Below are 26,387 nucleotides of genomic sequence, written 5' to 3' on the forward strand. Positions count from 1 at the left end.
CCCAGTGACCTGCTTGAGCCGTGGTGCGGTGCAAGCCGCTCGCCCGGTTCTGAGGGGGCCGGGGTTCCAGCAATGGGCCCCGGCTACCCGACCGTGGACCGCAAGTCGGTGTGCGTCTACTCCCAGCTTCGCTCCTGCAACGCCTCCGAAGTCGCCGCGATGATGGAGGGCGTACTGCGGCACTGCACCGACGCCACGATCGATCGCCAGTACACAGATAGTCATGGCCAGTCGCTGGTCGGGTTCGCGTTCTCCTACTTGCTGGGGTTCAAGCTGCTGCCCCGGATGAAGAACATCGCCCGGCAGAAGCTGGTGAAGGCCGACGCCGATGACGAGGTCCCGTCCTGCCTGACCGGCATGGTGGCCGACAAGCCGATCGACTGGGAGATCATCGCTCAGCAGTACGACCAGATGGCGAAGTACGCCACCGCCCTGCGCAGTTTGGTGCCTTGGAACGCCTGACGATCTTCGGTTCCTAATTCGTCGGCCGACCAAGCGGTCACTGACCCGCTACGACCACTGAACACCGGCAAGACCGCTTGGACGCAAGCATCTAGTCAGCACCCTGGCTCATACGGTGCGCTGGGCGCATACTGTGACCACTCCTGCCTGGTCAAAGGTGGTCTCCCGCCAGTCGTGCATGCCGTCGATAGAAGATCGTTCGGCTCACCCCGAACACGCGGCCCTGGTGGCCAGCGAGCGAGGCGCCGATCTGGCTATAGGTGGCCGTGTCCCACCCAATCCGGTACGCAGGTCGGCCCTTCAGAAGACGAGTCCACCCGCCGGGATTCTCCTGGCCGTCTGCCTGCACCCATGGCCGTCCGCCAGGGGCGTCATGGCCGCCAATCCGGGTTTCCCGATGACCGCTAACGCACGGCAACCCCGATCCAGACGATGGTGGCGGACGGTCGGCCTTCGACTCCGCGGGAACATTTGTCCAAGACTGATAGTCGACCGCCCGTGCACAGTCTCCGCATGAATGAGTACGACATCGAGCCGCGTGGTGAAGGCCGCGGTCGAGAGAGCCGCCGACTGGAGAGGGCGGGGTCTTCGTAGACGGGGGCGCCTGCGACCAGTAGGGCGGTGAGGGCGTGCCGCTGGCGGGCGTCAGTCTGCATGTTTGTGGAGTGCCACAGGCAGACCGGTCAGCCACGTCCGGCATCCGTGACGGGTGGGTGCGGGTGAAGGCCTGGGCGGTGGGCAGGGCGGTGCCCGCGCTGGTAGGGGCGCAGTCACGCCGCTCCTGGGTGTCGGCCTACCAGGCCAGCTCGACCGGGTCCTCGCCCCCTCATACGCCGACCCCGTATACGCCGCCCCTCATCCACCATCGGCTCGGCCACGGGCCGGGTCGTGACGAGATCGACGAGACCGGAGAACGATGACCACCACCAGCGACCTCGCTCGGGCGACCAAGCAATCGCATGCCGATTCCGCGGCGGGACAGAGCATGACCCGGCTGTTGCGTCCCCATCTGCGAAGCTTCGCGGCCGTGGTGATCTTGCAGGTCATCGGCGCGCTCACGGGTCTGGCCCCGTTGCTGGCGGTCGTCGAACTGGGCCGTGCCCTGCTGTCGCCCGGCCCGATCGATCACGCTCACGTCTGGACTGTGGTGATCGCGGGTGCGGCCGGCCTGTTCGTCCGGCTGCTGTTCACCGCCGCATCGTCGGGGATCGGGCATGTTCTCGACAGCCGGGTGCAACTGACGTTCCGCCGGCAGTTGGCCGCGTCGCTGGGACGCGTCCCGATCGGCTGGTTCTCCCGGCGCCGCACCGGTGAGCTGGCCAAGGTGGTGGGCGAGGACGTGAGTGCCGTGCATCCGTTCATCGCCCACGCCCCCGGCGAGCTCGTCGCCGCGTTCGTGGTGCCGCTGGTGTCGCTGATCTACTTGTTCACCGTCGACTGGCGGCTCACGCTGATCACGTTGATCCCGGTGGTGCTGGCGATAGCGCTGGTCCCGCTGCTGATGCTGCCCGCCAGGACGCGCGAGCAGGAGGCCTACGACGCGGCCCTGGGACGGATCGCCAGTTCCGTCGTCGAGTTCGTGCAAGGCATCTCGGTGGTCAAGGCATTCGGCGGAGGCGAGCGCGCCCACCGCACGTTCCTGACAGCCGCCGACGACTTCGTCAGCATCTTCTCCCGCTGGGTGCGCGGCATGTCCGTGATCGCCGCCGGGATGCAGCTGGCGCTGTCGCCGCCGTTCGTGCTGCTCATCGTGCTGACCGGCGGCACGGCTCTGATCACCTCCGGCGGCCTGGCCCCGGCGGACCTGCTGCCGTTCCTGCTGCTCGGGCTGGGACTGACCGCTCCGGTGGCGGCGCTCGGCCACGGCTTCGACGACCTGCAGAGCGCCGGCCGCGCGGTCGGCCGGATCAAAGACGTGCTCGCGGTCCGGCCACTGCCCGAACCCGCCCACCCGCGTCCGCCGCGGGGACACCGGGTGGAACTGCGTGACGTCCGCTTCGCCTACGACGCCGACCACGAGGTGCTGCGCGGCATCGACCTGGTGCTGGAGCCAGGGACGGTCACCGCGGTCGTCGGACCGTCGGGAAGCGGCAAGTCCACGCTGGTCCAGCTGCTGCCGCGGTTCTTCGACCCCACCCACGGCTCGGTCCTCCTTGGCGGCGTCGATCTGCGCGAGATCGGCAGCCGGGAGCTGCATCGGCAGGTGTCCTTCGTCTTCCAGGACGTCCGTCTGCTGCGCGTCTCGGTCGCCGACAACATCGCGCTGGCGGTGCCGCGGGCCGGCCGCGACGACGTAATCCGCGCCGCCCGGCTGGCCGGCATCCACGACCGCATCCTCCAGCTGCCGCACGGATACGACACGGTGCTCGGTGAAGAGGCCAAGGTGTCCGGAGGCGAGGCGCAGCGGATCTCGATCGCCCGCGCGCTGCTTGCCGACGCTCCCGTGCTGGTGCTGGACGAAGCGACCTCCTTCGCCGACCCGCAGACCGAACAGGCGGTCCGCCGGGCCCTGGCGACGCTGAGCGGCGACCGCACGATCGTCGTCATCGCCCACCGGCTGGAGACGGTCGCCGACGCTGACACTGTCGTGGTGCTGGAGGACGGAGCGATCGTCGAACGCGGCAGGCCCGCCGACCTGCTGACACGAGGCGGAAGGTTCGCCGCGTTCTGGCGATCCCACCAATCCGACGAGACCAAAACCCACGGTGGCGTACTGCGAGGAGACGAGCCCCGATGATCCGAATGCTGCTGCGTGTGCTCGGAGATGAGTACGCCTGGGCGATGCGCCGCACCGTGATCCTGATGACGATCACCGCGGTGGTCGAAGGTTTGTCCTACGCGCTGCTGGTCCCGGTGCTGCGGGCGCTGCTCGGCAGCACGCCCGCGGATGCCGTGCCCTGGCTGGTCGCGTTCGGGGCCGCGGTCGCCCTCTACGCCGTGCTGCGCTACATCAGCGACTTGTCCGGCATGCGGGTCGGGACCACCATGTTGCGCGGCATGTATCACCGGCTCGGCGAGCACCTGGCCCGCCTCCCCCTCGGCTGGTACAACGCCGGTCGCATCGGCGAGGTGTCCGCCCTGGCCGGCCGCGGCCTCCTGCAAGCCATGGGCGTGGCCGCGCATCTGCTGGCACCGTTCATCTCCGCCCTGGTCACGCCCCTGACCATCGTGGCCGTGATGACCGCCTTCAACTGGCGGATGGGGCTGGCCGCGTTGCTCGCCGCACCCGTCGTGGCGGCGATCCAGGTCTGGACGGCACGCGCGACGGCCGCCGCCGACGTTGAGCGTCACGAACGCCACCAGGAGGCCGGCGCGCGTGTGATCGAGTTCCTCCAGGCCCAGCCGGTGCTGCGGACCGGCGGACGGACCGGCGAACGCTTCCAACTGCTCGACGACTCGCTTCGGAATGCCCAGCGCGCCTCCCGCCGTACCGTGCTGGCGACGCTGCCCAGCGCCGTGGGGCTGACGCTCACCGTGCAGGCGATCTTCACCGGGCTGCTGGTCCTGGGCGCCTACCTCGCGCTCGGGGGGAACATCGGTGCGGCGGAGATCCTGGCGATCCTGGTGCTGGCCGCCCGCTGCGCCGACCCGCTGCTGTCGCTGTCGGACATGAGCGGCAAACTGCGCGGCGCACGTTCGGAGCTGGCCAGACTCGAGACGGTGCTGCGCACCGAGCCGCTGCGGGAACCCCGCGAGCCGATCCAGCCGGCGCACCACGGCCTGGAGTTCGACGCCGTCGCCTTCCGGCACGGAGCGCTCACAGTGTTCGACGAGGTGTCGCTCACCGTCCCTGAAGGACAGCGGCTCGCGGTCGTCGGACCGTCCGGCGCGGGCAAGAGCACTCTGCTGCAGCTGCTGGCGCGCTTCTACGACGTGGACGCCGGCGCGGTGCGCGTGGGAGGCGTGGACGTACGCGCGATCAGCACCGAGGCGTTGATGGCGCGGATCACCATCGTCTTTCAGGATGTCTATCTCTTCGACGGCACGATCGAGGAGAATGTGCGCCTGGGCCGTCCCGGCGCAGGCGTGGCCGAGGTGCGGGCGGCGGCGACCGCGGCGCGGTTGGACGAAGTGATCGAGCGACTGCCCGGAGGATGGGCTGCGAAGGTCGGCGAGGGCGGCGCACTGCTGTCAGGTGGTGAGCGCCAGCGTGTCTCGATCGCGCGGGCGCTGCTGAAGAACGCGCCCATCGTGCTGCTGGACGAGGTGACCTCGGCGCTGGACCCGGTCAACGAGGCGGCCGTCCACGAGGGCATCGAGCGCCTGATGGCGGGGCGGACGGTGGTGATGGTGGCGCATAGGATGCGGACCGTCCGGCGCGCCGACCGCATCGTCTTTCTGGACGGCGGCCGGATCGTGGAGGAAGGCAGCCACGACGAACTGCTCGACCATGGCGGCCGCTACGCCGGCTTCTGGAACATCTCCATGGCTCCCGCCGCGCGGGAATGAGCCCGCCGGGCCCGTGTTCCGGCCTTGGGACCTCGGTACGGCCGTTATGGCGATGGCCGCCGGTCTTCGACTGCGCGGGAACATATGTCCAAGACTGGCGGCCGGCCGCGCGTGCATAGTCTCCGCATGAGTGAATACGACATTGAACGTTCGCATGGGATGCACGTGGTCCATGACGGCCCGCGGCAGGCGCCACCGTTGTTGCTCATCCACGGGTCGGGGGCCTCAGGCGGTTTCTGGGGTCCGGTGGTCCCGGCGCTGACCGGTCACCATCACGTCATCCGGGTCGACCTCCCGGGCTGCGGCCAGTCCCCGCCCGCGCCGTCGTATGACGTGCCCGCGCAGGCGGGTCAGGTGGCGGCGCTGCTGGACGACCTCGGCCTTCGTCACGTCGCCGTGGCCGGGCACTCCAGCGGCGGCTACGTCGCCACCGCGCTGGCCGAGCAACGTCCCGACCTCGTGGGTTCGCTTGCGTTGATCAGTAGCGGCCCGAGTCCGGATGCGCTCCTCCGGCAGCCGTTCATCCTTCGGGTGCTGCTGGCCCCGCCGCTGGGCCCGCTCCTGTGGCCGAGGCGTTCGGACGCGATGATCCGCAAGGGGATCAGCGCGACGGCCGTTCGCCCCGTGGACCTCCCGGACGACGTGGTCGCCGACGTACGGGGCATCACCTACCGCGTGATGAGGACGGTGCTGCGCCAGAACACCGCCTACATCGCCGAACGGAGCGTGCCCGAGCGGCTCGCCGCCCTCGGGGTCCCCGTGCAGGTGATCTTCGGTGCTGCCGATCCCCGTTGGGAGCCGTCGTCGGCGCGCCGATACGACGCGGTGCCGGGCGCGCGGGTCGAGCTGCTACCCGGTGTCGGGCACCTACCCATGCTGGAAGCGCCCGAGACGATCGGCAAACTGCTGCTGGACTTCACGGCGGCGGGGCCGACGACGACCCGTGATCCCTGATGCCTAGACTGGCCATGTGTTGCCTGCCGGAATGCCATCTGACCAGACATGGGTGGACATCGCAGTCCCACGCCCGTCGGTTCGGCTGCCGGGGGTCAGCATGGCCGGGTTCTGCCATCGTGCCCCGGCCTCGGTGGACATCTCCATGATCGCCTACCCGTCCGTCACCCTGTTCGTCGATCTGGGCGAGGGAGAAGGTGTCGTCTACGAAGCCCCTGGCCGGCACGAGCGCGGCAGCGTCGTCGCCGGGCTACTCCCCGGCGATCTCCAGGCAACTGGCCGGGGAGCCGGACAGTTGCTCCAGATCCGGCTGGATCCGGTCGCGGCGGCTGCGTTGCTGGGCGGCGCATCGGCCGAGCTCAGCGGGACGGTGGCAGCCCTTGAGGACGTCTGGGGCCGCGACGCCGGGCAAGCCGAGGACAGGCTGCGCACCGCCACGTCGTGGGACGAACGCTTCACGATAGCGGTGGACATCCTAGGTCGGCGGCTGGGCGACCACCCGCCGGTCGACCCCCAGGTCGCCCACACCTGGCGGCGGACGCTGTCCAGCCGGGGCCGGGTGCGGGTCGACGGCCTGGCGGACGAGGTCGGCTGGAGCCGCAAGCGCCTGTGGTCCCGCTTCCGGTCCCAGCTCGGCATCACCCCTAAACGCGCCGCCCGACTGGTGCGCTTCGACCACGCCGCCCACCTTCTCGCGGCGGGTCACGCCGCCGCCCGCGTAGCCGCCGAGAACGGCTACGTCGACCAGTCCCACCTTCACCGCGAGGTCGCGACGTTCGCCGGGCTCACGCCCACGGCCCTGGCGGTCGCGCCGTGGCTCGCGGTGGACGACGTCGCATGGCCGGCTTCATCGCCCGCCGGCGCAGCACGCCTTCCTGCGATGAGCCACACGCGCAAAGCTCCCACCGCGGAATGACCCTCCCACACCGGCCATCATCAACCCCATGCCCACCAACCAGAACTCCCGGCTCTTCCGCTCGATCTCCGCGATTCACCCTGACAGCAGCGTCGCTTCGTGGTCCTTGATCGCTGCTGTGACCAGGCTGCGTGCGGCCCCAGATGATGGCCCCCTGTTCGGCCTGGGGGCCCAGGCCGCGGACGTCACGCAGGGCGATCTGCGCCTCCCAGCCGACCACGACGGTCAGGGCCGAGATCAGGCGCTGAAACGACTCCTCGCTCAGGGTGCCGCGGAGCGGTTCGCAGGGCTCGCTCCAGCCATTCCACCCCCGGCGGGGGCTGCGTCGCTGGCCGGTCAGCTCTTCACCGTCGCGACCCTTTCAAGATCATCCCAATGTGGGTTTTGGGCTTATGTGCGCTGTTACCTGACAGGCCAATCCGGCTACGACAAACGCCCGCACAGGGCCCTGCCCCTCCTCAAACGAGCGATCCGAGCCCTGGCGCAAGACACCGCCTGCGGACCAACTCCATATGGGTCGCCGACTCCCACCCCCGTCGAGTGGATCCGACCCCGCCCTCCGCCCGGCCGTCTCCGACCCGAACACGATCAAGCAGAAACCCCACCCAGCCACAGTCACCGCTCCGAAACGATCATGAACCGCAATTGCGATCGATCACTCGGCTACCTGGCGGCTGGGGACGCGTTCGGGAGTGGAAGGCCTGGACCGCGTCCGAATCGGTGACGCGCACCACCGCGATATGGCTCTGGGAGCCGGGAAGGGGGATGCCGGCTAGCGGCGGGCGGTCAGTGCGGGATATCGGTCCGGTGCGTGGCGAGAAGGTCCATCCCGAAGTCCCCGTCCGGGTCCCGCCACACGGAGTGCGCGTGGTTGGCGGCGCGCTGGGTGTTGTCGTACTCGATGAGCAGGCGCGGGCCGGTGAGCCGGTAGTAGTGGGGCTCGCCCGGCGAGACGCTGCCGGCCCAGCCGAAATGTACGCGGTCGAGGTTGTGCTCGACGAGATAGTGGCGGCGGTAGGCGTCGGCGACCGGTGCCGGAGAGCGGTCGGTGTAGGCCGCCAGCAACTCGCGGAGCAACCCGCGCTGCTCCCCCGTCATCTCGTGGGCGGGGACCCCTTGGGGGTCATGGGTGAGCGCCATCGTCTCGTGGTCCTGCTCGGTGTAGCCGGAGTCGCGCTCGGCGGCTTCGTCGAGCCGGTGGGCCAGCGCGGACAGCTCCGGCGTGGGCAGCGGTCCGCGGAACAGGTCCTGAAGGTGCATCATGCGGTCTCCGGGGCGTACGCGGGCGCGGTTGCCCGAGACGATGTCGGAGATCGCGCGGGGGTGCAGCAGCGCCCGCGCCTGATCCTGCCTTCCAAGCGAGCCCATCACGGAGCGAGCCAGGTCCTCGGCCCCGCCGAGCGGGCGCAGCGTTCCGGCGAGCAGCGGCGATGTCGCAGGGTTTGCGCCCAGGAAGGACGGTGTCGACGCCGCGATCCGTCCCTCATGAATCAGCAGGTTCACCGACACATGGTGGCCGCCGACACGCCACCCCCACAGGGGGTCACCGGGACGGCCGAAGACACGCACCCAGTACAGCCCCGGGTCGCGGGTACGCTCCCGGCCCCAGTCGACGCCCCACCCCTCGAGTTCGTCGAGGACGTTCTCCAGCCCCATGATGACGCAGGCGGTGGCGTACGCGGGGCGCGTCAGGCCGCTGGCCAGGAGCCGCATGGCGAGGCCCTGCTGCCGGGGCGAGAGTTCGCCGAGCGGCACCCCGCCGTGGTCGGTGGGGGTGTAGAACCACCGGACCCGCTCGGCCTCGACGGCCGGGTCGCCGAAAGGGATCAGCGCCGCTCGGGCGTACAGCGCTTCCGGGAGCGAGTCGAGGAATTCGGTCGCGACGCGGACCATGTCGTCCACGAGCGTCCGCTCCGCGTCGTCCGGACCCGCCGTTCCCCCACCATCAACGCGATCGGTGACCTTCTCGCCCACCAGACCCACCTCATCCCTCTCGAAATGGTCCCTTTCGGGAGTCATGCGGCGATACGTCCGGTTCCGCGACATCGAGCATAACCTTCCAACCATCGGCAACCTAGCAAAAGACCGCCGGTATGTAGGATGTGGCCGTGACCTTCAAGCGCGCCCGCAACGACGAGCAACGCGGCGAACGACGGCGGCAGATACTCGACACCGCCGCCGCGATGCTGATCGAGATGCCGGTCGCGAAACTGAGCCTGAACGAACTCAGCCGCCGCGCCGGCCTGGCCAAGCCCAACGTGCTGCGCTACTTCGAATCCCGCGAGGCGGTCCTGCTCCAGCTCCTGGACACCGAGATCCACAACTGGATCGCCGAACTGGAGCAGTCACTCGAACCCACCGACGGCACACCACGGCAACGCGGAGACCGGCTGGCCGCCATCCTGGCCAAGTCGATCACCCGGCGGCCGGTGCTGTGCGACCTGATCAGCACGCAAGCCGCGGTGCTGGAACACAACGTGTCCACCGAAGTCGCCATCCGGCACAAGAACGCCACCCTGCGCGCCTTCCAAAGCCTGGTCCGGCTATTTCTCCGCTACCTGCCCGAACTCGGCACACAGGACGCCTTCCGGCTCGTCGGACTGGCCACACTGACGGTCAGCGCCGCCTGGCCGTACAGTCAACCCACAGAGGCACTACTGGCCGCCTACGCCTCCGACCCGGCGCTGGCCCCCCTGCAAGCCGACTTCACCGACCTCGTACGCCAAGCGCTGGAAGTGACCATCTCCGGCCTGCTCGCCCGCGGAGAAGACCTGCCCCTGGGAGCGGGCCCCCTCAGCTGAGCCCGCCGCGAGGCTCGCCTGTCAGACCGCGAGCGAGCGGACCACCTCCTCGTCCACGCCGATCCCCAGGCCGGGGCCGGTGGGCACGTGGGCGACGCCGTCGGTGACGGTGATGACCGGGTCCGTGGCGTACGGGCTGGTGATGAACTGGCGGCCGTTGAGGTCGACGGGCGTGTCCACGCCGAACGCGGCGAACAGGTGCAGCGAGGCGGCCAGCCCGATGTCGGACTCGGTGAGGCCGGAGCCCATGACGGCCAGGCCGCTGTCCTCGGCGAGCTGGCACTGGCGCAGGGCCAGGGTCAGCCCGCCGCAGCGCTGCACCTTGGCGACGGCGACGTCGATGGCGTCGAGCCGGACGAAGGTCGCCAGGTCGCTCGGGTGGCGCAGGCTCTCGTCCACGGCCACCGGGATGGGGCTGGCGTCACGCAGGCGGCGCAGGCCGGCGAGGTCGTTGGAGGGCACCGGCTGCTCGAAGACGGCGACGTTCAGATCGGTCAGGCGCCTGGCCACCCGGAGCGCGGCGGCGGCCGTGTAGCCCTGGTTGGCGTCCACCCAGAGCACGGCGTCGGGCGCGGCCGCGCGTACGGCGGTCACGATGGCCACGTCCTCGTCCTCGGTGTGCAGGCCGAGCTTGACCTTGACGTGGCGGTAACCGTGGGCGCGGCCCTCGGCCACCGAGTCTGCGGCCTCGGACGCCGACTCACCCGACACGATCCAGGCCAGCTCGATGGTGTCGCGCCTGCGCCGGCCCCACAGCTCGCCGAGGGACACGCCCAGGCTGCGGGCGTAGGCGTCATGGCAGGCCACGTCCACCGCCGCGCGCGCCAGCGGCATGCCGATCGAGAATCCCTTGCTGATGGTCCGGTCGAAGGTACGGCAGAGCCCGTCGAGGTCCCACAGCGGGCGACCGACGGCGGCCGGGGCCAGGTAGCCCTCGATGGTGGAGACGATGGATTCGGTGGTCTCGTACGTCCATGAGGGAATCGGGGTGGACTCACCCCACCCGATGGCGCCGTCGTCGGCCGTGACCTTCACCAGGACCCTGATGGCGGGACGGCCGCTCTGGACCACGGACCCGCCCGCCACCGCGAAGTCGCGCAGCGAGGGCAGGGCCACGGTGAAGGTCTCGACGCGTGCTATCTGGTTCACGTGATCAGTACCATTCCGACTTGTCCACCACATTGATCAGTTCGCGCCCGGCCACGAAGCGGCGGGCGTTCTCCAGCAGGACGGCGAAGCACCGCTCCGAGGCGTGCGGTCCCACGCCCGCGACGTGCGGGGTGATGAGCACGTCGGGACGCCGCCAGAGCGGGTGGTCGGCGGGGAGCGGCTCAGTCTCGAAGACGTCCAGGGCGGCGCCGGCCAGGTGGCCCGAGGACAGGGCGGCGGCCAGGTCGTCGAGCCGGACGATGGGGCCGCGGCCGACGTTGACCACGTACGCCCCCTGCTTGGCCAGCGCCAGCCGGCGCGCGTCCAGCAGGCCCTCGGTGGCTGGGGTGTGCGGGATCGTCAGGATGACCAGGTCCGCCTCGGGAAGCAGCCGGTCGAGGGCGTCCGGCGGCAGCACCTCGGCGAAGCCCGGCACGGGGCCGCCGCGCCGGGCGTCCGTGCCCACGACCCTGGTGCCGAACGCCGCCAGCAGCCTGCCGACCTCGGCCCCGACCGCGCCCACCCCCACGACCAGGGCCGTGGCCTCGCTCAGCGGCAGCACGGCGCCGGGGTCCCAGTCGGGCGCCCAGCGCGCGCGGGCCTGTTCGCGGGCGTACCTGGGCAGGTCCCTGGCCAGCGCGAGCACGAGCGCCAGCGTGTGCGCGGCCACGTGGTCGGTGTAGGTGTCGCGCATGTTGGTGACCTGTACGGGGTGCGCGACCAGGGCCGGATGGTAGAACGCCGGAGGCGGCCCGGCCTGCGGAGCCTGCAGCCAGCGCAACCGCCCGGCGTGCGCGAGCAGGTCCGCGGGCAGCGTGCCGTAGGCGGCGTCGGCCTCCGCCAGCGCCTCGGCCGCCTCCGCCGGGGTCTCCGGCCGGAGGACGACGAGCTCCGGCACCGCCTGCTCCAGCCGGGCCCGCCAGCCCGCGGTGGCCGGATCGTGCGGCGGCAACAGCACCAGGGTGGTGCTCACGCCCTTCTCGCGAGGCCGGACTCGGTGATCTCGTACCGCAGCGGTTCCCCCGCGAGGTAGCGGACGAGCTCCTCGGCCATCGCCTCGCCGTGGCGGCGCCGCTCGTGGCCCAGGCTGCCGGCCACGTGCGGGGTGACGACGATGTTCGGCATCGTGAACAGCGGCGACCCGGCGACGGGCGGTTCCGGGTGGGTGACGTCGAGGACGGCGAACAGGTCGGTCCGCCGGCTCAGCACGTCCACGAGCGCGGCCTCGTCGACCAGCTGGCCGCGCGCCGAGTTGATCAGGGTGGCGTCGTGCTTCATCGACTCCAGCAGCGCGGCGCCGATCATGCCGTTCGTCTCGGGGGTGAGCGGGGCGTGCAGGCTGACCACGTCGGAGGTGGCGAACAGCTCCTCGAGGCCGACGAGGCGCACCCCGAGCCGCTCTGCCTCGGCCGGGTCGGCGTACGGGTCGTGGGCCTGCACGTCGAGCTTGTGGTGGGCGAGCAGCCGTGCCGTGGCCCGGCCCGTGGCGCCGAGCGAGACCAGCCCGACCGTCGCGCCGTAGGCTCCCAGCTCGGGTCCGCGCGGGGCGGTGGCGGCGGCGGCGCGCGCGTTCAGCACGTAGCGCCAGCCGTGCTTGAGCGCGTACAGGATCTGCGACAACGCGAACTCGGCGACCGGCTCGGCGTTGGCCGTGGCCGCCGTGGTGACCCGCACTCCCCTGGCCCACATCTCCGGGGTCACCATCGAGCGGATGGAGCCCGCGCCGTACAGCACCAGCGAGAGTTTGGGTGCGGCGGCGAGAAACTCGGCGTCCAGCTTGGGCGCGCCCCACCCGGTCACCAGGACCTCAAGGCCGCCGAGCACGTCGGGAGTGAGCCGGTCGGCGGTGAGCAAGGGCGAGTCGATGGCCAAATGCCGCTCAAGCGCGGCCCGGGCATCCGGGCCGTAGACGTCGTCGAAGCGGTTCGGGTCCATCACATACAGGCCGTTCAGCATTATCAACTCTCCTTCAAGCGAGCCGCCGCCCGCAAACTTGCCAGGCGGGCGGGTGAGCCCAGCCCGGCGTGGTAGTAACGCAGTTGCCGCGCGCCCCCGGCGACGAGGTCGGCGGCCAAAGCCGGGATCCGGGCGTGCCCGTCCTCCAGCACGGTCAGGTTGGCGACGAGCGGGACCTCGGTACGGCTCGCCGCGGCCTTCATCTGGGCCAGGGCGGCCTCCTCCTGGCCCCAGCACTTGAGCACGTACGCGTCGACCGGCGCGTCGAAGGTGGCCAGGTCGATCCCCACGTCGGGGCCGGTGACCTGCGGGTCGTCGGTGGCCATGAGCAGCACCTCACGCCCGCCGGCCAGCGCCGCCACCTCCCGGACCAGGCCGGCGATGACCTGCCCGCGGTGACCGTACACCGCCCGGGCACGCTCGGAGCCGAGTACTTCCTCCAGGCTCGTCCCGGCCGGGACGCCCCACTGCAGCTCCCCGTCCACGGCGGCGCGCACGTCACGCGCCAGCTCCTCGACGTCGAGGCCGCGCCCGGCCAGCCCGGCCCGGCAGGCCGGGCACAGGCAGAGGGACAGCAGCGCCTTGCCGCAGGCGGACAGGCCGGCGCCGGAGGTCTTCTCGTGGTGACCGGCGTGCTCCATGCCCAGCCAGCCGCACGCCTCCAGCATCAGCGCGGGCACGTCGTACTGCTCGCACACCTCGCCTACGAGAGTGAGCGCGTACTCGTGGACGGCGGGCTGAGCGGGACAGAGCGCGTAGGGGTAGGACTCGCCGTAGGCGTTCGTGACCGTCAGGTCGGGCGCTTCGCGGCCCAGCACCGAGGAGTGCGTGAGCACCAGCCAGGCCTCCGCCCGCAGCCCCGCCCCGGCCAGCGCGGCCAGCGCCGTGCCGAACCGGTCCTCGTCGGCCACTCCCCAGCTCGGCGGGTACGGCCGCAGCCGCCCGCGCCAGCGCTCGGGGCGCAGCCGGAAGTAGGCCGCCGCGTGGTCGGCCTGCACGATCCGGTGACGCGGATGCCACGGGGTGACGCCCCGGACCGAGTGGTAGGCGGCCTGCAGGGTCACCGTGCTCACGCCCAGCCCGGCGATGCGCTCGGCCGCCGCGGGGTCGCCCACGACGTCCCAGGTGTAGGCGAACGCCCCATGCCTCACGCGTTCATCCTTTCGTGGCGCCGGCCAGGCCGCGCGTGAAGTAGCTCTGGAAGAACAGGAAGATCATCAGCATCGGCAGGAACGAGATCGTCATTCCGGCGGCGAACCCGGTCCAGTCCGTCGCGTGCTCGCCCTGGAAGGACAGCATCCCGACGGCGAGGTTCTGCAGCTCGGGCTGGCCGAGCGTGAACACCAGCGGGATGTTGAACTCGTTCCAGCTGCTGATGAACTGGAAGATGACCACCACCGCGATGACCGGCTTGGCCAGCGGCAGGATGAGGCGGAAGGTCTTGAGGAAACCGGCCCCGTCGAGCTTGGCCGCCTCGAACAGGTCGGTCGGGACACTGGAGAAGAACCCGACGAACAGCAGGACGTAGAGCGCGCCGGCGCCGCCGGACATGGCCAGGATGACCCCGGCCCGGGTGTTCAGCAGGCCGAGGTTCTCGATCAGCACGAACTGCGGGACGATGATCGAGGCGACCGGGATGAACAGGGTCCCCACGATCATCCGGTAGAGCAGGGTCCGGCCGGGGAACTCATACCTGGCCAGCACATAGCCGCATAGGGCCGCCTTGACCAGCTCGACCAGGGTCGAGGCGACCGAGTAGAGCACCGTGTTGAAGAAGTATCCGGAGAACCCGGCGTTCACCCAGGCCCGGACGAAGTTGTCGAAGTTCAGCTGGTCGGGCAGGAGGCTCGCGCCGCTGGTGAACATCCCCGCCTGGGTCTTGAACGCGGCCGAGATCGTCCACAGGAAGGGATAGACCCACACGAGCCCGACGACCAGCAGGATCGGCAGGGCGATGAGATTGGCCCGCACGGCGTGGCTGCGCCGGGCCGCACGAGTGGTCGCTGCCATCAGACGCCGTACTCCTTCCTGAGCCGCTGAGCCCGGCGGACCGCCAGGCCCTGGGCGGAGACCAGGACGAAGGCGATGACGGAGAACAGCAGCGCCGCGGCCGAGGCGTAGCCGTAGGCGAACGGCACCGAGCCGAAGGCGTTCTGGTAGATGAAGTAGGACACGACGTAGGTGCTGGTGCCGGGCCCGCCCGCGGTGAGCGTGACGACCAGCCCGAAGACGTGCATGGCGTTCACCAGGCCGAGCAGGGCGATGATCACGGCGACCGGCCTGATCATCGGCAACGTGATGCGGGTGAGCTTCTTCCACTCCCCCGCGCCGTCGATGGCGGCCGCCTCATAGACCTCCTCGGGCACGTTCTGCAGCGCCGCGATCCAGTAGATCATGTACTGGCCGAAGATCTGCCAGATGGAGACGAGCACGAGCACGACCAGCGCGCTCCACCGGTTGGCGAACACGTCGAACCCCTGGTCGACCAGGCCGAGGTCGCGCAGAATCGCGTTCAGCGCGCCGTTGGACGGGTTGAGCAGGTAGGTGAACACCAGCCCCGCCATGGCGACGGGGATGATGAGCGGCGCGAAGAACATGGTCCGGAAGAACCGCTTGCCGCGCAGCCACTTGCGGGTCAGCAGGATCGCCGCCAGCAGCGAGATCGGCAGCTTGATGACGGTCGTCAGCAGGGCGAAGACCAGCGTGTTGACCACCGAGAGCCAGAACAGCGGGTCGGCCAGGATCGTGCCGTAGTTGCCGCCCCCGACGAAGTTGTCGATGGGGCCGACACCCGACCAGTCGAAGAAGGAGTAGTAGATCGTCGCGATCAGCGGCCAGATGGTGAAGCCGAGGTAGAGCAGGAGGAAGGGGGCCAGGAAGACGAGCAGCCAGACCCTCTCGAGGCCGCGGACGCGCTCGCGGGAGTGATCGGGGCGCTCTGGCACCCGCTTGGCGGGCGACCGGTCCCTGTCCGTCACCCTTTCCCTCCTGGGGGCGGGAGCGGTGGTTGTCATGGATGTCCTCACGAGGAGTCCGGTCAGTTGCGGTACATGTCCGAGGTGTAGTCCTTCGTGTACTCCCAGTCGGGGAAGGTGTAGCAGTCCATCGACACCTTCAGCCCGCTGGCCGCCTCCTGCTTGAGCCCTTCCTCCAGAGCGGTCTGCCGCTGCTTGGCGATGGCGGCGCCCGTGCTCTCCAGAGGCTGGCCGCTGGTCAGGGCTTCACCCATGGCCTCCCACTCTCCGTCGGGGGTCTTCGCCACCGCGTTGACGTACGCCTTGGACTTGGCGATGTCGGGGCACTTGAGCAGCGGCACGGGGAGCTGAACCCGGTAGCCCGGCTTTCCGCCGATCTCCATGATCTGCCTGAGCGCCGGGTCGGTGACCATCTTCTGGTTGTCGACATAGGCGAGCGTGCCGAAGGCGCTCTTGTAGTACTGCTTGACGAAGTAGCCGTTGGGGTCGGTCATCCACTGGATGAACGTCCACATGGCGTCGGGATGCTTGGTCTGCGAGCTGACCCAGTACTTGTTGTTGTCGTACTTGCGGCCGGCCGCGCCGGTCTGCCCGCCGTCCGGGTTGACGCGTGGCGCCACCACGTACTTGTCGCTGCTGAAGCCCTGGCTGGCCCACACGCTCGGCAGCCACGTGCCGTCGAACATGATGCCGGCCTGATCGGCGGCGAACTGCTGACGGGAGAAGTTCTTGTCGTTGGTGCCGGGCGCCAGGTAGCCGGCCTTGTTGAGCTCCTGGATGAAGGCGAAGGTCTTCGTCTGCGCGGGCTGGGTCACGTCGAACTTGCCGGTCTTGTAGTCGAAGAACTCGTCCGTCGAGACGCTGCCGATCAGCCCGTACCAGATGCGCTGCATGTCCACGCCCTTGGTGGGGGCGGCGATGCACTGCGCCTTGGTCTTGGCCTTGATCTGCGCGCAGGCGTTCTTGAGGTCGGTCCAGGTCTTGGGCGGGCTGTTGACGTCCAGCCCGGCATCCTGGAAGACCTTCTTGTTGAGGAACATGTAGCCGGAGCCCCAGTACAGGTTCTCCGAGAACGGGAAGCCGTAGGTCTTCCCGTCCTGCATGTTGATGCCTTCCAGGAAGGACCCCTCCGGCCAGCGCTTGGTGAAGTCGGCGGGGACGGTCCCGCTCGGGCTGAGCGGGCGGATCCACTTCTGGTCCGTCAGCTGGGACAGCCCGAGAGCGTTCCAGTAGAACATGTCCGGCGCCTGGTTGCTCTGGAAGGCCAGGGGCAGGGTCTTCATGTACTCCGACTGGGTGATCGAGCGCCACTCGATCTTGATGTCGGGATGCTCCTTGGTGAACTGGGCGCCGATGTCCTTATGGAAGTTCACCTGTTCGGCGGAGAAGTCCCAGATCCGCAACGTGGTCTGCGAGCCACCTCCGCTCGGGTTGCTCGAGGTACCGCACGCCGACACGAGCAGAGACGCCATGGCTGCGGTCGCCATCACGGCGGTCAAACGCGGACGGGGGATCATGGACCCTCCTAAAGAGGCGGAGGTCAGAGGGGGGTCGGGCGGCTGGTAAGCGCTTACCCGAGGGTGGGTCGAGAGTAGCCCGCCTCATTCCCCGATTCAAGGCTTGTGAGAAAGCGGTTTCAGATGGATGCTCAGCCATGAAGTCTGTCTGACCCAAGATGTACAAGCGCTTTCTCAACTTCAGGAGTACGTGTGCGCCTGCTCGCCTTCACCAAGCCCTTCGGCTCCATCGACGCCCCCGAGCTGGCCGAGGCCGTGGCCTCGGTGGGCGCCGAGGGGGCGGACCTCCTCGTACGCGAGGGCCAGACGGTCAGCCCCACAGACCCGGACGGCATCGCCGTCGTCGCCGCCGAACTCGGGCGCCGCGGGCTCACCCTCGACGTCGTCACCACCGATTTCCTCGACACCGACGCCGACGCCGAACGGCTCATCGCGGCCTGCGGCGAGGCCGGCGTCCCCCTCGTACGGACGGGCTTCTACCGCTACGACCCCGCCATCGGCTACCACCATCAGCTGAAGGAGGCCAGAGCCGCGCTGACCCGCCTGGCCGCTCTCGCCGCCCGGCACGGCGTGCGGGTGGCGGTCCAGCTGCATCACGGTACGATCCATCCATCCGCCGCGCTCGCCCTCGCACTCGCCGGTGACCTGAATGACGTGCGCTTCTACGCCGACCCCGGCAACCAGGCCAAGGAGGGCAGCGAGGCATGGGCGCTCAACGTCGAACTGCTGGGCGATCGGATGGCCTGCATGGGAGTGAAGAACGCCGCCTGGCGCTCGGGCCCGGACGGCTGGACGTGCGATTGGCAGCCGTTCGCGGACGGGGGCGTGGTCCGCTGGGCGGAGATCATCCCCGGGCTGCGCGAACGCGGCTACGCCGGGGTGCTGTCGCTGCACGTCCACTACCCGGCGGCCGACCCGGTGGCGGCCGTACGGAGAGATCTGGATCATCTGCGCGGGCTGCTCGGCTGACGGGCGCACGGGAGGCAGGAGGAGCGGGTGCGTAATCTGCGGCAGGGCCGCGGGAGCCGGGTGACGATCAGCGACGTCGGGGCGGCCGCGGGGGTGTCGGCCTCGACCGTCTCCCGTGTGCTCAACGGCACGACGAAGGTCGATCCCGCTCTGGCGGCGCGGGTCCACGACGCGGTCACGCAGCTGGGCTACCGGCCCAACGCGGCGGCGCAGGGGCTGGCGCGCGGCGAGTGGGGCACCATCGGCGTGCTGGTCCCCGACCTGGCCAATCCCTACTTTCCCGGCGTGCTCAAGGCGGTCTCGGCCGTCGCCCGCTCGCACGGGCGCCGCGTCATGGTCATGGAGTCGGACGACGACCCCTCGATCGAGCAGGACCTGGTGGAGGACCTCATGCGCAGCTGCGACGGGGTGCTGCTCGCCTCCTCCCGCATGGAGCGCGCCGACCTGGCCGTCCTGACCGGCCGGGACCACCCGCTCGTCCTGCTCAACCGGATCGTCCCCGGCCTGGCCGCGCCCGCCGTCTCCGCCGACTTCTTCGGCGGGATGATGCTGATCTGCGGCCACCTGGCGCAGCTGGGCCACCGCCGGGTCGCCTACCTGAGCGGCCCCGAGGTGTCCTGGGCCAACTCCGAGCGGATCAGGGCGCTGGAGGCCGCCAAGGCGTTCGGCCTGTCCGTCACGATCCTGCCATGCGGGTCCACCAGCCGGTGCGGGTACGAGGCCGCCGCCGCGGTGGCCGGCACCGGCGCCACCGCGCTCACCACCTACAACGACCTGGTGGCCCTGGGGGCGGTGACCCGGATGCGCGAGCTCGGGGTGCGGGTTCCCGAGGAGTTGTCGGTGGTGGGGTTCGACGACATCGCGCTGGACCACGTGGCGCACACGGGACTGACCACGGTGTCGGTGCCCCAGGGGCAGCTCGGCAGGCAGGCGGCCGAGATGCTGGTGGCCCTCATGACCGAGGGGCACGACGGGGCGCCGGTGACGCTGCCGATGGAGCTGCAGGTCCGCGACAGCACCGCCCCGCCCGGGGTTCCCGCAGTGTTGACTGGCGAGGGCGACGGGGTGTTGACAAGTGAGGGCGGCGGCGGGAAACCTAGCTCGGGATAGCGCTTTCCCAGCGAAAGAGAGACCCCGTGCACACCGACGACCTGCCCGGCGGCGATCGAGACGAGTTGGCGCGTCAGGTATTGGACCTGGTCACGCCCCTGATTTCGCGATTCAGTCCGGGGCGGGGACGGCTGCGGCTGGGGTTCCACACGGCGCACTACGATTTGGCGTCCGCCGAGCTGGAAGCGTTTGCACGCCCGCTGTGGGGGCTGGCGCCGCTGGCGGCCGGCGGCGGGGCGTTCGACCACTGGGAGCTCTGGAGTGCCGGGCTCGCCGCCGGGACCGATCCCGAGCACCCCGACTACTGGGGCGCGGCCTTCGACAAGAACCAGCGGCTGGTCGAGACCGCCGCCATCGGCCTGGCGCTCGCCCTGGCCCCCGAGCGGATCTGGGACCCGCTGACCGGCCCGCAGCGCGACACGGTGGCCGCCTGGCTACGGCACTCCGTCACCGTGGAGCCGAACAACAACAACTGGCTGTTCTTCCCGGTCATGGTGGGGCTCGGGCTCGACCGCGTCGGGATCTCCCACGACCACGACGCCAACACGGCCAGGCTCGACCGGCTGGAGGAGTTCGACCTCGGGCGCGGGTGGTACTCCGACGGGCCGACGTGGCAGCGCGACTACTACATCCCGTTCGCCATGCACTACTACGGCCTCATCTACGCCGCGCTCGGTCGCGACCAGGAGCGGGCCGGGCGCTTCCGTGAGCGGGCCGCGGCGTTCGCCCAGGACTTCCAGCACTGGTTCAGCAGCGAGGGGGTGGCCGTCCCGTTCGGCAGGAGCCTGACCTACCGGTTCGCGCAGTCGGCGTTCTGGGGGGCGCTGGCCTTCGCCGGCGTCGAGGCGCTGCCGTGGGAGGTGACCAAGGGACACCTGCTGCGGAACCTGCGCTGGTGGGACCGCCGGCCGATCCGCGACAACGCGGGAGTGCTCACCATCGGCTACGGCTACCCCCAGCCGCACATGGCCGAGCAGTACAACGCGCCCGGCTCGCCGTACTGGGCCATGAAGGCGTTCCTGCCGCTCGCCCTGCCCGCGGAGCATCCGTTCTGGGCCGCCAAGGAGGCCGACGCTCCCCCGCTGCCCGAGGTCAGCACCCAGCCGGAGGCGGGCGTGGCGCTGATGCGCTGCGAGGAGGGGCGGCATGTGGTGCTGCTCAGCGCGGGGCAGCGCAACCCGTGGGCGCGGCACGGCGCGGCCAAGTACGCCAAGTTCGCCTACTCCACGCGGTTCGGCTTCAGCGTGCCGGCCGGGACGCTGAAGCTGGAGCAGGGCGCCTTCGACAGCACGCTGGCGCTCAGCGAGGACGGCGAGCACTGGCGGCCCTGCGAGCTGCCGGACCAGGTCTCCGCCGCCGACGGTGTGCTGCGCTCCCGCTGGACGCCGTGGGAGGACGTGGAGATCGAGACCTGGCTCGTGGCGTTGCCCCCGTGGCACGTACGGGTGCACCGGATCACGACCGGGCGGGCGCTGCGCACGGCCGAGGGCGCCTTCGCGATCGACCGCGACCGGCCGCCCACCCGGGTCGACATCGGTTCCGGCCGGGCCCGGCTCGACGCGCCCCACGGCCTGTGCGTGATCGAGGACCTGACCGGCGCGCGGGAGGGCGACCTGGTCACGGCTCTGCCCGGCACGAACGTGCTCACGCCGCGCACCACGATCCCCACGTTGAGGGGCGACCTGCCGCCCGGCGAGCACCTGCTGGCCTGCGCGGTGCTCGGCCTGGGGCCCACGAGCCCGGACGCGGCGGACGGGTGGCCGCAGGCGCCCGCGTGGGAGACCATCGAGCCGCTGATCGGCCCTAGTTGACGTACTGCTGGAGGAGCTTGTCCGTGCTCCGCCCGACCTGGTCGAGGTCGACGCCGAGCTTGACCAGCACCTGGGCCGCCACGCTCGCCCGGTCGTGGGTCAGTGCGAGCAGGAGGTGTTCGGTGCCGATGTAGTCAAGGCCGCGGTGCAGGGACTCCTGGTTGGCGGCCTGGAGCACTTGGCTGGCCGCCGGCGTGAACGGAAGGTAGCCCGACGGAGCGGACTGGCCTCCGCCCCGGCTCTCCTCAACCTGCCGGCGCACATCCTCAAGGCTGAGGCCCAAGCCCTTGAGAACCTGGGCGCCCACGCCCTCATCTTCACGGAGCAGACCGAGAAGCACGTGCTCGGTGCCGATGGAGTCGTGGTTGAGCGTTCTGGCCTCGTCCTGGGACAGGACGATGATACGCCGCGCTCGGTCGGTGAACTTCTCAAACATCCCGCCGCTCCTCGGAAAGCAGTTAGTCAGGCCGGTGCACCCGGTTTTGTCCCTGGGCATGCTAGTGCGTCACAGTCGCATGATCGGATCTCGGAGGGCGGGCATCGTGACCCGTTCGACGTGCGTGCCCCACCATGCACGCGACCCAGGGACGTCAGGCGTCTCGCCAGCGTTGGAAGGTCGCCGCCTGGCCCACGAGCACGCCGCCGCCGTCCACCAGGTTCCACATCGTCACGTCCTCGATCCAGAACCGGCGGCCGGACTTGGCGATGCGCTGTCCCCGGTAGCCGGTCGCGAAGCCGGTCCGGTGCACGGCGTCCAGGAGCCGCTGACGGTCCTCCCGCCGGTCCGGCTCCGCCGAGAGCCGGGAGGGCAGGCCGACGAACTCCGCCCAGTCGTACTCGAAGCATCGCTGGGCGGTGCGGTTCGCGTAGGTGAAGCGGGGGTCGTGTGCCGCGTCGTGCGCCAGCACCCCGAAAGGCGCGTCCTCGTAGAGCCAGCGCGCCGTGGCCTCAGGGCCGGCCAGCGGGGTGCCGACGAGGCGCTGATGGCAGCCCGCCAGCAGGTCGAAGAAGTCGGGATTCACGTAGCAGCCGTTCTCGTCGGGACGCCCGTCATGATCGTTGCTTCCGCTCTCGTTCGCCGCGCTGTGCCCGGGCACATGCGCCCGGCCGGGCATTCCACCGGTGGTGGAATGCCCGGCCGTAGAAGGCGATTTACCAGTGACCGCCCTTGTGGAGCTGGCCACGGACCGCGCCGTCGGGGAACTGGGCGGTGTGCAGGTTGGCGTACCAGTTCTTCGGGTTCTTCTTGATGTCCCTGAGCAGGCTGCTCTTGACGCGAACGGAGCCGAAGCTGGTGTTACCACGAATGGTGCCGCTGGACAGCAGGTCGATGACGACGGGACCGTTCACGCCCGCCTTGCCGCGGTGGATGTGGAAGGCGGTGGGCTTGCCGGTCTTCCTCCACTGGACGAAGTAGTAGAAGCGGTTTCCGTTGATGCGGAACTTGGCAACGGCCACGCCGTCCGGGTCATTGACCTTCTTGCCCGCTTCGCGAACCTCGTTCCTTCCGAGGAGCCCGGCGGCGAAGTAGTACTTCCTGGACGCGCTGGTCATGGGAGCGCGGCTGTGCGCGGCGGGCGCCGTGACCACCTCGGCGGAGTGGGGCAACCGCCATTCCGGTGCGGCTGCCGCGGGCGTGGCGGTCACCGCGGTGGCGGCCACGACCGCGACCGCGCCGGCCGCCGCCGCGCCACCAATTACCCGCCGCCACGAGATCCGTCCGTTGCCCGCCTGCTTTAACGTGCTCATCATTGCCTTTCCTTTTTGACTGGCAGTTGTGACTCTTTGATCGCTGCAGACCATATGAAAGACGATAGTGGTCGTTCTGCGTAAAAATACACATTCGGCATGTGAGCAATGCCACAGGGCTTCTACAAGGGCAGATACGTTCTTGACGAATACTGAACAGAAAGTGGAATTCGCGCCCGCCGGCCGGAGTCCTCAATAAGCGTCTTGATAACGAGTGAATATTTACTGAATTCGCCGCTCGACCCTTTTCAGGATCCGCGTGGATCAGTGGGCGACCGGCCCATCGTCCAGCGTGGCCAGGAACTCTTCGGCGCGCCGTGCGAACAGGTGGGTCCCGCGTTCGGTGGACAGCGTGCGGCACCTCTCCGCGACGGCCCTCACCTCGGCGACGGATTCCCCTCCGGCCAGCAGCAGTCGCGCCCGCAGCAGGAGGAGCAGGCCCTCCGCGTAGCGCTGGCCATAGAGGTCGAGGCAGGAGTCGGCCCTGTCGAGGGCCGCGGCGGCCTTGTCCAGCGCGCCGGCGGCCAGCCACATCTCACACAGATGCCCGTAGCAGGTCGAGACGCTGGCCCGAGGCGGATCGAGGAGGTTCGTGGCGATGATCCGTTCAGCCTCCGCGGCGGCGCCGGCCGGATCCCTGCCGGTCATGGCCAGCGCCCAGCACCGGACCAGCCGCTGGTAGGTGCCGAGGAACACGAAGGAGAAGTCGGGGTCCGCGGCGATCCCGCGTTCCGCCGCGCGCAAGGCCCGTACCGGGTCGCCGATCAGTGCTTCCATCCTTGCCGCGTGGGCGGCCCAGACCGTGATCGTGAACGGGGCGTCGCCGGGGGCCGCCAGCCGGTCGAGCAACGATCGCGCGCCGTCGATGTCATCGTGCATCGCGGTCGCCTCCGCGAGCATCCCGATCATCAGCAGCTGCAGGTCGTACCAGACGGGATCCTCCTCGCGCCGGACGACGCGGGTCAGCAGGATCCGGCTCGCCTCGGTCAGGCGACGGAACGCTTCACCCATGTTTCCGTCACTGAACTGCTGGAGTCCCCACGCCTGCAGCCCGTACGCGCGTACGAGCGGCTCGGCGGACGCTTCACCCTCTTTCAGCAACCGGCGCGCCAGCAGCCCGCTGCGGTCGTTCTCGAGGGCTTGGGCGTGGGCCGCCCAGCGGGAGTAGAGCAGGACGATGGCGTCGAGTTCCCGGCCGAGGATCCGGGCCAGGTGCTCCGCGCGTTCCAGCAGATCCACCGACGACGTGCCGTACATCTCACGCATCCCGACGACCGCGATCAGCTGGGACAGGGCGGGCAGCTCCGCGTCGGCGAGGCCGGCCGTCCGCGCCACCCGGACGCCCAGCCGCAGTTGTCGCTCGGCGGCCTCGAGCGCGGACTTGGCCGCCGCGTGACGGCCCGCGCGTACCAGCGCCGCCGTGGTCCGGCGCGGGTCGGCGAGCGGGCCGGCCGCCCACAGGTGGTGGGCGACGCGCTCGGCCACGTAGTCGCCGGAGGAGTCGGTACGGTCGAGCGTGTCGGCGACCCGCAGGTGAAGCGGGTTCGCCCGCCCGGCAGGCGTGGTCTCGGAGACGGACTCGCGGACCAGATCGTGCGAGAAGCGGAACGAGAACGGGTTCCCCGGTATGGGTTCGAGCAGGCCGAGCGCTTCCACGGGCTCCAGACGATCAAGGCAGGTCTGTACGTCAAGGTCGGCGACGCCGGCGAGCAGACCGAGGTCCACCTCCCGGCCGATCAGCGCGGCGATCTGGAGCAGGTTCCTGGCGCAGTCGTCGAGTCCGGCCATCCGGTCGCGGACGACGTCTCGCACGGTGGAGGGCACTCCCACTCGCGCCCCGGCGCCCTCGACGAGCGCGCCGCTGTCAGCCAGTAGCCGGGCCAGCTCCCGGACGAAGAACGGATTGCCGGCCGTACGCGTATAGATGCCGCCGACGGTCTCCGGGCCTGGATCCTGGCCGGTCTCGCGGCGGACGAGCTCGGCCACCTCGGCCGAGCCGAGAGGACCGAGCCGGCTACGGAAGTGGCCGGGCGCCCGGCTCGCCGCGGCGAGCGTCCGCGTCAGTGCCGATCCGGGTACGGGCGCGCGGTCGCGGAGCCCTCCGATGATGGCGGTCCCGGTCGGCAGCCGGGCCGCCAGGTGGCTGAACAAGTGCAGTGACGCGACGTCCGCCCACTGGAGGTCGTCGATCACGAGCACCAGTGGCCGCCGCGCCGCGACCTGGCCGATGGCGGCGACGGCCGCCTCGAACAAGCGGAACTGGGCGCCCGCGTCGGGTGCCACCGATTCGCCGAGGACGTCGCCGTCCGGCTCCAGGAGGTCGCCGAGTTCGCCGGCGAGCCATCTCTCTCGCGCCGCGCCGGGCAACTCGTCCAGCACCGCGCCGACTGCCTGGATCCACGGCCACATCGACGGCGTTCCTTCGCCTTCCAGGCAGCGGGCCCAGACGACGGCGGCGTCACGCGCCTCCGCCTCGGCGGTGAGCTCCTCCAGCAGCCGCGTTTTGCCTATCCCCGGCTCGCCCTCCAGGACGATGAGCCCCGTGCCTCCGGTGAAGGCGGGCTCGATCGCCTGCCGCAGCACCGTCAGTTCCTCCGCTCGGCCGACCAGGACGTCTCCGGACGAGGTCGCGGATCTCGCGGGGGCCCGTACCGGTGCGGGCGAGTGTCCGGCCGAGGGCCGTACGGTCGCTGTCTCGGTCGCCGCCGGGTTCTGGTCCAGCATCCGCCGGTGCGCGGCGGCCAGGGCTTGGCCAGGATCGATGCCGAGATCCTCGGCGAGCCGGGCACGGACCGCGCGGAACACCGACAACGCCTCCGCCTGCTGCCCGGCGGCGCCCAGCGTGGAGATGAGGCTCGCCTGCACCGGCTCGTGCAAGGGCGCCATCCGGGCAGCCAGGTGCAGGGAAGGCAGCAGCCGCTCCGGCCGGCCCAGCGACACCGCGAGCTCGGCCGCCGCCGTGCACGCGTCGAAGAACTGGCCGTCCAGCCTCGCGAATATCGACGTCGCGGCCGGTCCCTGGCCCAGCCCATCGCCCGCGGAGCCGTGCCAGAGTCCCAGCGCTTCCACGTAACAGTCGAGAGCCGCCTCAGGGCGCTCCTGCACCCGGGCGGCCTCGACCAGGTTCTGGAACACGACAAGGTCCAGTGTCCCGGCTGCCGCTGAGAACAGGTAGCTGTTGCCACGCCGCTCCAGGTACGAGCCGGAACTTCGCGCCGGAAGCTCAGGCTCCAGCAGCCGGCGCAACGACCCGACGTACTTGTGGATGACGTTGAGGGCACTCGCCGGCGGATCATCCTGCCAGATGAGATCGATCAGCTCGTCGGTGCTGATCGGCCGTCCTTCCCTGGCCAGGAGAAGGCCCAGCAGGAAGGCCTGCTGCCGCGGGCCGGTGCTCAACTCGACGTCACCCCGCCAGAGCCGTAAAGGACCGAGAATCTGGAAGAGCAGGGAGCCGCCGGAAGCCCGTCCGTCCTCGCCATCGCCGTCGATGGGAAGGATTGCCACAGCCACGCGTGTACCACCTTGGAATGTCATCGGATCGCCTGGGCTCAGCCAGTGAAGCGGAC

21 protein-coding genes are annotated in these 26,387 nt (G+C 70.1%); 9 read left to right on the plus strand and 12 right to left on the minus strand.

Annotated features, from left to right (window positions below; genetic code table 11):
• The 5 genes from ACGFJ2_RS57585 to ACGFJ2_RS57605 all read left to right on the plus strand — a co-directional run.
• Positions 1–462: Tn3 family transposase (locus ACGFJ2_RS57585; RefSeq protein ID WP_393483655.1), on the plus strand; the 462-nt coding region annotated here is incomplete at its 5' end.
• 916 nt (positions 463–1,378) lie between these two features.
• Complete coding sequence (locus ACGFJ2_RS57590) at positions 1,379–3,199, plus strand: ABC transporter ATP-binding protein (RefSeq protein ID WP_393483658.1); 1,821 nt, start codon at positions 1,379–1,381, stop codon at positions 3,197–3,199.
• On the plus strand, positions 3,196–4,911 hold the full coding sequence (locus ACGFJ2_RS57595; protein WP_393483661.1) for an ABC transporter ATP-binding protein: 1,716 nt from the start codon (positions 3,196–3,198) through the stop codon (positions 4,909–4,911). Before ACGFJ2_RS57590 ends, ACGFJ2_RS57595 begins: the two co-directional genes overlap by 4 nt.
• A 126-nt stretch (positions 4,912–5,037) precedes the next feature.
• Entirely contained in the window at positions 5,038–5,865 is an 828-nt protein-coding gene (locus ACGFJ2_RS57600) for an alpha/beta fold hydrolase (protein WP_393483664.1), read from the plus strand.
• A gap of 52 nt (positions 5,866–5,917) precedes the next feature.
• Positions 5,918–6,781, plus strand: coding sequence for a helix-turn-helix domain-containing protein (locus ACGFJ2_RS57605; RefSeq protein ID WP_357956606.1), 864 nt, complete (start codon positions 5,918–5,920; stop codon positions 6,779–6,781).
• A gap of 786 nt (positions 6,782–7,567) precedes the next feature.
• Here the strand turns inward: ACGFJ2_RS57605 and ACGFJ2_RS57610 are convergent.
• The gene (locus ACGFJ2_RS57610; RefSeq protein ID WP_357956608.1) at positions 7,568–8,755 is read right to left on the minus strand and encodes a DUF3500 domain-containing protein; all 1,188 of its coding nucleotides are present in this window, start codon (positions 8,753–8,755) and stop codon (positions 7,568–7,570) included.
• A gap of 134 nt (positions 8,756–8,889) precedes the next feature.
• Between ACGFJ2_RS57610 and ACGFJ2_RS57615 the strand changes: the two genes are divergently transcribed.
• Positions 8,890–9,582: a TetR/AcrR family transcriptional regulator gene (locus ACGFJ2_RS57615; RefSeq protein ID WP_393483668.1), complete on the plus strand. Its 693-nt coding sequence runs from the start codon at positions 8,890–8,892 to the stop codon at positions 9,580–9,582.
• A gap of 21 nt (positions 9,583–9,603) precedes the next feature.
• Here ACGFJ2_RS57615 and ACGFJ2_RS57620 read toward each other — a convergent pair whose 3' ends face one another.
• The 7 genes from ACGFJ2_RS57620 to ACGFJ2_RS57650 are packed head-to-tail and all read right to left on the minus strand — an operon-like array spanning position 9,604 to position 17,179.
• Entirely contained in the window at positions 9,604–10,731 is a 1,128-nt protein-coding gene (locus ACGFJ2_RS57620; RefSeq protein ID WP_357956612.1) for an enolase C-terminal domain-like protein, read from the minus strand.
• Between the two features lie 4 nt (positions 10,732–10,735).
• The gene (locus ACGFJ2_RS57625; RefSeq protein ID WP_358183812.1) at positions 10,736–11,704 is read right to left on the minus strand and encodes a D-2-hydroxyacid dehydrogenase; all 969 of its coding nucleotides are present in this window, start codon (positions 11,702–11,704) and stop codon (positions 10,736–10,738) included.
• Positions 11,701–12,687, minus strand: a complete 987-nt coding sequence (locus ACGFJ2_RS57630; RefSeq protein ID WP_357956616.1) for a hydroxyacid dehydrogenase — start codon at positions 12,685–12,687, stop codon at positions 11,701–11,703. The genes ACGFJ2_RS57625 and ACGFJ2_RS57630 overlap by 4 nt, the downstream gene beginning before the upstream one ends.
• A gap of 2 nt (positions 12,688–12,689) precedes the next feature.
• Positions 12,690–13,838, minus strand: a complete 1,149-nt coding sequence (locus ACGFJ2_RS57635) for a hypothetical protein (RefSeq protein WP_357956618.1) — start codon at positions 13,836–13,838, stop codon at positions 12,690–12,692.
• A 4-nt stretch (positions 13,839–13,842) separates the two neighbouring features.
• Positions 13,843–14,697, minus strand: a complete 855-nt coding sequence (locus tag ACGFJ2_RS57640) for a carbohydrate ABC transporter permease (RefSeq protein ID WP_357956620.1) — start codon at positions 14,695–14,697, stop codon at positions 13,843–13,845.
• Positions 14,697–15,665: a sugar ABC transporter permease gene (locus ACGFJ2_RS57645; RefSeq protein WP_357956622.1), complete on the minus strand. Its 969-nt coding sequence runs from the start codon at positions 15,663–15,665 to the stop codon at positions 14,697–14,699. The genes ACGFJ2_RS57640 and ACGFJ2_RS57645 overlap by 1 nt, the downstream gene beginning before the upstream one ends.
• Positions 15,666–15,724: 59 nt before the next feature.
• The gene (locus tag ACGFJ2_RS57650; RefSeq protein WP_393483673.1) at positions 15,725–17,179 is read right to left on the minus strand and encodes an ABC transporter substrate-binding protein; all 1,455 of its coding nucleotides are present in this window, start codon (positions 17,177–17,179) and stop codon (positions 15,725–15,727) included.
• Between the two features lie 192 nt (positions 17,180–17,371).
• On the opposite strand from ACGFJ2_RS57650, the gene ACGFJ2_RS57655 reads away from it, so the two are divergent.
• From ACGFJ2_RS57655 to ACGFJ2_RS57665, 3 genes are read left to right on the plus strand one after another with little or no spacing between them, the layout of a single operon-like run.
• Entirely contained in the window at positions 17,372–18,148 is a 777-nt protein-coding gene (locus ACGFJ2_RS57655; RefSeq protein ID WP_393483676.1) for a sugar phosphate isomerase/epimerase family protein, read from the plus strand.
• A 27-nt stretch (positions 18,149–18,175) separates the two neighbouring features.
• A complete protein-coding gene (locus ACGFJ2_RS57660; RefSeq protein ID WP_358183824.1) occupies positions 18,176–19,258 on the plus strand; it encodes a LacI family DNA-binding transcriptional regulator in 1,083 nt (360 codons plus the stop codon).
• Positions 19,259–19,284: 26 nt separating this feature from the next.
• A complete protein-coding gene (locus ACGFJ2_RS57665) occupies positions 19,285–21,069 on the plus strand; it encodes a DUF2264 domain-containing protein (protein WP_357956630.1) in 1,785 nt (594 codons plus the stop codon).
• On the opposite strand, the gene ACGFJ2_RS57670 is transcribed toward ACGFJ2_RS57665, so the two are convergent.
• The 4 genes from ACGFJ2_RS57670 to ACGFJ2_RS57685 form a co-directional block, all read right to left on the minus strand.
• Positions 21,062–21,505 (minus strand): Clp protease N-terminal domain-containing protein, encoded by a 444-nt coding sequence (locus tag ACGFJ2_RS57670; protein ID WP_393483679.1) that lies wholly within the window; start codon positions 21,503–21,505, stop codon positions 21,062–21,064. The two genes, ACGFJ2_RS57665 and ACGFJ2_RS57670, sit on opposite strands and share 8 nt — an antisense overlap.
• Positions 21,506–21,659: 154 nt before the next feature.
• Positions 21,660–22,184, minus strand: a complete 525-nt coding sequence (locus ACGFJ2_RS57675; RefSeq protein WP_393483682.1) for an MEKHLA domain-containing protein — start codon at positions 22,182–22,184, stop codon at positions 21,660–21,662.
• A gap of 37 nt (positions 22,185–22,221) precedes the next feature.
• A complete protein-coding gene (locus ACGFJ2_RS57680) occupies positions 22,222–22,821 on the minus strand; it encodes a CHRD domain-containing protein (protein ID WP_357956634.1) in 600 nt (199 codons plus the stop codon).
• Positions 22,822–23,082: 261 nt separating this feature from the next.
• On the minus strand, positions 23,083–26,331 hold the full coding sequence (locus ACGFJ2_RS57685; RefSeq protein ID WP_393483685.1) for a BTAD domain-containing putative transcriptional regulator: 3,249 nt from the start codon (positions 26,329–26,331) through the stop codon (positions 23,083–23,085).
• Positions 26,332–26,387 lie beyond the last annotated feature (56 nt).

Origin of the sequence: Nonomuraea sp. NPDC049028, assembly GCF_043197735.1 — a bacterium.
In the GTDB taxonomy this organism is placed as follows: domain Bacteria; phylum Actinomycetota; class Actinomycetes; order Streptosporangiales; family Streptosporangiaceae; genus Nonomuraea.

What these genes read in the sequence shown, in the direction of transcription:
- ACGFJ2_RS57670 (WP_393483679.1), bottom strand. Translation starts at nt 21,505, where the DNA reads ATGTTTGAGAAGTTCACCGACCGAGCGCGGCGTATCATCGTCCTGTCC.
- ACGFJ2_RS57590 (WP_393483658.1), top strand. Translation starts at nt 1,379, where the DNA reads ATGACCACCACCAGCGACCTCGCTCGGGCGACCAAGCAATCGCATGCC.
- ACGFJ2_RS57675 (WP_393483682.1), bottom strand. Translation starts at nt 22,184, where the DNA reads ATGCCCGGCCGGGCGCATGTGCCCGGGCACAGCGCGGCGAACGAGAGC.
- ACGFJ2_RS57680 (WP_357956634.1), bottom strand. Translation starts at nt 22,821, where the DNA reads ATGATGAGCACGTTAAAGCAGGCGGGCAACGGACGGATCTCGTGGCGG.
- ACGFJ2_RS57595 (WP_393483661.1), top strand. Translation starts at nt 3,196, where the DNA reads ATGATCCGAATGCTGCTGCGTGTGCTCGGAGATGAGTACGCCTGGGCG.
- ACGFJ2_RS57650 (WP_393483673.1), bottom strand. Translation starts at nt 17,179, where the DNA reads ATGATCCCCCGTCCGCGTTTGACCGCCGTGATGGCGACCGCAGCCATG.
- ACGFJ2_RS57640 (WP_357956620.1), bottom strand. Translation starts at nt 14,697, where the DNA reads ATGGCAGCGACCACTCGTGCGGCCCGGCGCAGCCACGCCGTGCGGGCC.
- ACGFJ2_RS57630 (WP_357956616.1), bottom strand. Translation starts at nt 12,687, where the DNA reads ATGCTGAACGGCCTGTATGTGATGGACCCGAACCGCTTCGACGACGTC.
- ACGFJ2_RS57600 (WP_393483664.1), top strand. Translation starts at nt 5,038, where the DNA reads ATGAGTGAATACGACATTGAACGTTCGCATGGGATGCACGTGGTCCAT.